General features: G+C 39.8%; 1 protein-coding gene. It reads left to right on the top strand.

Going from position 1 to position 525, the window contains the following annotated elements; translation table 11 throughout:
* A partial coding sequence (locus tag ABCO64_RS10815) for an ATP-binding protein (protein ID WP_343089485.1) occupies nucleotides 1-525 on the top strand: 525 nt, incomplete at both ends.

The following is a 525-nucleotide window of genomic DNA, read 5'->3' as shown; positions in this document are numbered from 1 at the left end:
CGCTGATAGCATTGATATAAGAATTTATGACAATAACATCATTGAAGTCATTGATAATGGACGTGGGATCCCTGTTGATACACACCCTAAAACAGGCCTACCAGCGGTTGAAACCATCCTTACCACACTGCATGCAGGGGGAAAATTTGATAGTGATTCATATAAAGTATCAGGTGGACTTCATGGGGTTGGAGCTTCGGTTGTAAATGCTTTAAGTGAATGGTTTGAAGTGAATATTCATAGAGACGGTATTGAGTATTATCAACGGTATGAAAAAGGGGTTACGCAGTGTTCTTTAGAAGAGCGTGGTGCGACTGAAAAAACAGGAACACGGATTCGTTTTAAAGCCGATGGTTCAGTGTTCAGTGAATGCGAAGACTATGACTATGAGACCTTACGTTTAAGAATTCAACAAATGGCCTTTTTGAATAAAGGGATTCAGTTCACCATTAGCGATGAGAGAAGCGCTGATGGCCATAAAGAAGTTTACCGTTATGATGGTGGAATTAAAGAATACGTTGAATT

It is taken from the genome of Methanocalculus natronophilus (genome assembly GCF_038751955.1).
Taxonomy (GTDB): domain Archaea; phylum Halobacteriota; class Methanomicrobia; order Methanomicrobiales; family Methanocorpusculaceae; genus Methanocalculus; species Methanocalculus natronophilus.
This window is presented reverse-complemented; position numbering and strand designations above follow the sequence as displayed.